The sequence below is a fragment of the Nonlabens dokdonensis genome, assembly GCF_002162835.1.
GTDB lineage: Bacteria > Bacteroidota > Bacteroidia > Flavobacteriales > Flavobacteriaceae > Nonlabens > Nonlabens dokdonensis_B.
Genome location: NZ_MAAX01000048.1, coordinates 24,730 through 30,910, shown reverse-complemented (window position 1 = coordinate 30,910; position 6,181 = coordinate 24,730). Strand labels below are relative to the sequence as shown.

The window sequence follows — 6,181 nt, the reverse complement described above, 5'->3', positions numbered from 1 at the left end:
ATGTGTGTAGATTTGACCCAAATTTCAGGACCAAATAAGTAGAATAAGATAGCTTTTCCTAACATATAATGTTCTAACACAAGTTCTTACTTTTAGCTAACAAAAAACCCTTAACTAGCTATCAATCAGCTTGCTAAGGGATTTTAAGAGTTGTCCCACAAGGACTCGAACCTTGAATGACGGTACCAAAAACCGGAGTGTTACCATTACACCATGGGACAATTTTGGGATGCAAATTTATAACAATTCTCAATTTCAGCAAATAAAAAACAAGAAAATTTAAAAAATTCTATCTATTATTTCAAAAACCTCTCATACACCTTCCTATATCATGCGTTAACATTGATTAACCTAGTATAAAACAGCTCCAGATATACGACCTGTTTCTATTTTACGTTTATGTGGTGATTAAGTTCAATAAATCTTATTTTCGCCAGAGTTAAGGACTATTATGAAATTAAACTACGCACAATTAAATAAAATTATAGGCTGGGCTGTTTTTGCCATTGCCCTTTTCATATTTTGGAGCACAGTAGAGCCTACAGTGAGCTACTGGGATGCAGGAGAATACATTGCTACCTCATCAAAGTTAGAAGTAGGACATCCGCCAGGAGCACCTTTGTACCAGATGATGGGTGCAGCATTCTCCATTTTTGCAATGGACGCTACCGACATTGCTTACACAGTAAATTTACTCGCGGTGTTCTCTAGTGCGTTTACCATATTATTTATGTTCTGGTCGCTTACCTTGTTACTTAAAAGGCATTTATTAAAAGACAGAGCAAACGATGTCATGATTTTAGGAGCAGCGGCAATTGGATCATTGGCTTATGCGGTGACCGATAGCTTCTGGTTCAATGCAGTGGAAGCCGAGGTTTATGCACCTGCAGCGCTACTTATGAGTGCCATGTTTTACATAGGTCTTCTTTGGGAACGTGATATGTTTTTACCACGTGGCAATCGCTGGTTAATTCTTATCTCTTTTATTGTAGGACTTTCTTTTGGAATACACTTCATGGGAATTTTGACGATTCCAGCTATAGGTTTGCTATGGTATTTTAAGCATTATAAAAGCATTACACCGTTTAACTTTATAGTTGCAAATATTGCTGTTGTTGCCGTTTTACTTTTTGTATTTAAACTTCTACTGCCTTACACCTTAAGTATCTTTGGTTACTTAGAAGTATTTTTTGTAAATGACATAGGATTACCTTTCAATTCAGGTACTATAATCGCACTGTTGTTAGTCGTTGGGTTGTTTGTTTTTTTGATCTCGCTTTCGCGAAAGCGTAACCTGCCACTATTAAACACGATTACTTTATGCATCATGTTTGTTCTGGTAGGATTTTCTTCTTGGACCATGCTACCTATAAGAGCAAATGCTGGAACACCTATTAATGAAAACAGACCAGAAGACGCAAGAGCTCTTCTAGCTTATTACAATCGTGAGCAATATCCATCGCCAGGATTGTTTTACGGAGAGTCGTTTACAGACATGTACGCTGGTTACAATCCAGACGATCCAGATACTGAAGATAATGAAGCTTTTAAAGATGAAAAGCCGAAATATGAAAAAGACTATAAATTAGGTAAGTATGTTATTGTAAATAATTATAAAGATGCTATTCCTAATACTAATGACCGTCACAAAGGGTTTTTCCCTCGTATGACAGATCCTTCTCGCGCTTCAAATTATATAGATTTTATGGGCGGCTTGGACTATACCATAAAGCCTGGATTTGAAAATAATCAAGAATTACTTTCTGTTCTTGATGATTATGAACGAAGGTTACAGCGAGGTACTATTGATAGTGAAGAATATGTAGAAGTATTAGTTTCCTTAAGAGAAGCAGTAGACATTGAAAAGCCTAGCTTCCTTGACAATTTTCAATACATGACTAACTATCAAATAAGTTACATGTACATGCGCTATTTCATGTGGAATTTTGCGGGAAGACAAAATGATGTGCAAGGAGAATGGGATTCTTATGATGGCAACTGGATAAGCGGTATTAAGTTTATAGATGAATGGCGATTAGGCACTCAAGATGAGTTAAGCGACGATATGCTTGAGAACAAAGGAAGAAATACTTATTTCTTTCTACCTCTTATTCTAGGAATTCTAGGAGCTGTTTTTCACGCCCGAAAAGATGCAAAATCATTTTACGTCACTTTAATTCTATTTTTATTTACTGGACTTGCAATTATCTTTTACCTAAATCAGTCCATGTTTCAAGTACGGGAACGCGATTATGCCTATGTAGGTTCGTTCTTAGTTTTCAGCATGTGGATAGGAATGGGCGTTTATGCCGTTTATGATATGCTACGAGATGCAATGAAGTCTAAAATGGCTCAGATAATTTCTCTAACAGCTTGTTTTGCAGCTGCACCTTTACTTATGGGTTATCAAAACTGGGATGACCACGATAGATCTGATAAATACACCGCACTTGCAAGTGCAAAGAAATACCTTGATAGTTGCTTACCTAATGCACTGATATTTACCATAGGAGATAATGATACATTTCCTTTATGGTATGCTCAAGAGGTAGAAGGTTACCGTACAGATGTACGTATCGTATGTACTTCTTTACTAAGTACTGACTGGTACATGGATGACATGAAAAAGAAAGCGTGGGATAGCGAGCCTGTTCCATCTACACTACCACATAGCAAATATAAATATGGTACAAGAGATGTGCTATACTATGCAGATGAAGAACTGATCCAGCAACGCATGGCAGAGTTGAATCAAAATTCTAAACTCGTGTTACCTGATACCATGAAACTGGATCAATGGATGGATTGGGTAGCAAGTGATAAAATGCTTACACAAGTGCAGATGAGAAACGAACATTACGAACACACTTTTCCTTCTCAATTTATTTCCATTCCAGTAAACAAAGAAGCTGTTCTTAAAAATGGTGTAGTACCACAAAAAGATGCCGATAAAATTGTTGATGAAATAGTCATAAACATTAACAGTAATGCAGTTTATAAAAACAGACTGTTTATGCTAGACATTATTAATGCAAACAACTGGGAACGTCCTATTTATTTCTCTGGTGGTGCTTTTGGTGATGATGATTACATCTGGATGAAAGATTATTTGCAATTAGATGGTTGCGCTTATCGCTTAATACCTATTAAATCGCTACCTGAAGATCCTCGGGATCCATTTGATATGGGTAGAGTAGATCCTGATTATGCTTATAAGGTGATAAAAAATTGGGATTGGGGTAACGGCGGCTCACCAGATATTTATCATGATGTGGAGACTAGAAGAAATAGTGTTGGCTATCGCAGTAATGTTACCAGAGCTGCAGAAGCTTTAATGAAAGACGGACAATTTGCTAAAGCCGAAGAACTATTAGATATAGGTATGAAACACATGCCTTTAGAACACTACGGCAACTACAGCATGTTAGAACCTTTTGTTTCTGGATATTACGAACTAGATAAAATAGATAAGGCAAGAAAATTACTTGATGGTATTATTCTCAAATATCAAGATGAGCTGGATCATTATAACGCACTTACATTGCAAGAGCAAGAGAATAACTATTCTCGTATACAGCAAGCTTTAGTTAGATACAACTCCATTGCTGAAGTACCTCTGTATTATAACGATCAAGAGATGATTGATAAACATGTAGACGCTTATAATGCATATTTTGAACCCTTTGTACGTTATTTAAATGAAGCTTACTATATTAAAAAAGACAGCGATATAGATCCAGAAATGTATCCAGATTCATTACAAGAAATGGAATTGCGAGATTTATTAGACAACGCTGTAGATAACGTAACAACCGCACGTGAAGAATTGCCTATCGATACGTTAAGTGAAGATTAAAACCTATCCAGATCGTATTTCAGATTGGTTTTCTGATCGATTTTCTAGCTATTACTGGCATGGCAATCGTGAAGAAAAAAAGGTATACATAACATTTGACGATGGACCTACGCCTATTGTCACTGATTTTGTTCTTAAAGAACTGACTAAGTTTGATTTCAAAGCAACTTTCTTTTGTATAGGAGATAAGATTGAACAATTTCCGAAAATCTATAAGCAGCTTCTAGAACAAGGTCATGCCACAGGAAATCATACACAACATCATTTAAATGCATGGAAAACCTCGCATGGGAAATACATAAAAGATGTAGAGACATGTTCACAACAGGTTAATTCACGATTATTCAGACCACCGTACGGTCGCATTACTGGCAGCTTGACGACATCACTAGTTAATAATGGCTATAAAATAGTGCTTTGGGACCTACTTTCAGGAGATTTTGATCAACGTAGAACAGCAGCTTCTTGCCTAGAGAATTTAAAGAAAAACACACGCAACGGTAGTGTCATCGTTTTTCACGACAGTGAGAAAAGCTATGATAAGCTTCAAAAAATACTACCTCAATATCTAGAATTTTTAAAAGATCAAGGCTGGAAAAGTGAATCGATAGCAATGGATTAATAAAACTGCTGGATGTGATGAATAAGTGTATTATCATCTTGCACACCACTTTGTCTCCATTTCATTTCGCCATTTTTATAAATAATAAAAGTAGGAACGCCTTTGATGCGTAGTGCTTCTGAAAGTTCTGGATTTTTTTCTATGTCTATTTTAATGACTTTGGCCTTATCACCTAGAGCCGCAGCTACATTGCGCAACACGGCATTCATTGCCTCTGTATCTTCATTCCAGTTAGTAAAAAAATTAAACAACACTGGAACATTTGCACTTATAAGCTCACCGAACTTTGACATAATAACAAATTAAGTTATAATCAAATGTAAGCAAAAACCTCAATACTAGCAATTATGCTAGTTTACGCGGGCTTTTCCTTAAAGTGATTACAGTTATCTCAGGCCATATTCCAGCTCTACCAGAATAGCCTAAAAAACCAAAACCTCTATTTACATTTAAAAATTGCTCTGCTTCTTTATAAATCCCAGCCCACTTTTTATAGACAAACCATGCAGGACTTAATTTTATAAAGCCAGGAATCTCAATACCGAATTGCATTCCATGCGTATGACCACTTAAGGTTAAATGATATTTCTTTTCATCATCCTTTACCTGCAAATCCCAATGCGTAGGATCATGACTTAAAAGAACTTTAAACTCTTCATTAGTTAATCCAGCAGAAGCTTTTTCAAGATCTCCATATTTAGGAAAGCGACCACCACCCCAATTTTGAACTCCTACTATACTTATAGAATCAGATTTACGAGTAATTCTTTCATTCTCATCCATTAACAATCTCCAGCCCATATCCTCCTGGATTTTATAAAGCTGTTCCATGTTTGCGGCTTTTGCCTCTTTAGAATCCCATTGTGCATAATCACCATAATCGTGATTTCCCAATACAGAATAAACACCATCTGGCGCGTTTAAAGAACCAAATATTTCTTCCCAGCCTTCCATTTCACTCGCCACATTGTTTACTAAGTCGCCAGTAAATAATATCAAGTCACTTTGTTGCTTATTAGCTAGATCGATGGCATATTTCACCTCTTCTTTATCATCAAAGCTTCCCACATGAATATCACTTAACTGTGTGATTTTATAACCGTCAAAAGCCTCTGGCAAATCGTCAAAACTTAGTTCATACTCACGTATTTGATAATCATATTTACCTCTCCACGCTCCGTATAGTATTGCTCCAAAAGGCAAAGCAGCTACTGCAAGACCTACTTTGGCAATAAAATCTCTTCTTCCTTGAAAAAAAGATTGATCTGGTTCTCGCTTTCGCGAAAGCGAGTTAACAACACCTTCAACAAAACGATAAATATCCTCTCCTAGCATGAAAAGGATAAAAATAGATTTTGCCGCTAGAAAGGATAATAATAACGTGACAGATAAGTCTCTAGCTCCAGAAACTACAGCTCTATTAGGATATAAATAAAATTGTAAAAAGACATTTGCAACCACTAGAATACTGATGCCTAAATAAACCCATTTCCACCAGTGGCCTTTAGAAAGTGTTCTTATTAATTGAAAAGAATACACTTCTAGCAGTAAAATAAAAACTATAAATAGAAACAATCGCATCGCGCGAAACTATACTATAATTAGTCATCAAACTGTTGATAGATTGTTAAACTAAAATAGTTGTGCAAACATTCTACTATCTTGCCGTGCCTAAGAAAAAAACCTTCCTATATCTAACTCTT

General features: G+C 36.1%; 4 protein-coding genes and 1 tRNA gene. 2 read left to right on the top strand and 3 right to left on the bottom strand.

Features of this window, described 5'->3' with window-relative positions; genetic code table 11:
• Nucleotides 1-150: 150 nt before the first annotated feature.
• A tRNA-Gln gene (locus A9Q93_RS02945) sits at nucleotides 151-221 on the bottom strand.
• 230 nt (nucleotides 222-451) lie between these two features.
• On the opposite strand from A9Q93_RS02945, the gene A9Q93_RS02940 reads away from it, so the two are divergent.
• Both A9Q93_RS02940 and A9Q93_RS02935 read left to right on the top strand, forming a co-directional pair.
• Nucleotides 452-3,856: a DUF2723 domain-containing protein gene (locus A9Q93_RS02940; RefSeq protein WP_303685888.1), complete on the top strand. Its 3,405-nt coding sequence runs from the start codon at nucleotides 452-454 to the stop codon at nucleotides 3,854-3,856.
• Nucleotides 3,846-4,478, top strand: coding sequence for a polysaccharide deacetylase family protein (locus A9Q93_RS02935; RefSeq protein ID WP_303685887.1), 633 nt, complete (start codon nucleotides 3,846-3,848; stop codon nucleotides 4,476-4,478). The genes A9Q93_RS02940 and A9Q93_RS02935 overlap by 11 nt, the downstream gene beginning before the upstream one ends.
• On the opposite strand, the gene A9Q93_RS02930 is transcribed toward A9Q93_RS02935, so the two are convergent.
• Together A9Q93_RS02930 and A9Q93_RS02925 are read right to left on the bottom strand one after the other, a co-directional pair.
• On the bottom strand, nucleotides 4,475-4,771 hold the full coding sequence (locus A9Q93_RS02930; RefSeq protein WP_015362362.1) for a co-chaperone YbbN: 297 nt from the start codon (nucleotides 4,769-4,771) through the stop codon (nucleotides 4,475-4,477). The two genes, A9Q93_RS02935 and A9Q93_RS02930, sit on opposite strands and share 4 nt — an antisense overlap.
• A 52-nt stretch (nucleotides 4,772-4,823) precedes the next feature.
• On the bottom strand, nucleotides 4,824-6,059 hold the full coding sequence (locus tag A9Q93_RS02925) for a metallophosphoesterase (protein WP_303685886.1): 1,236 nt from the start codon (nucleotides 6,057-6,059) through the stop codon (nucleotides 4,824-4,826).
• Nucleotides 6,060-6,181: the final 122 nt, after the last annotated feature.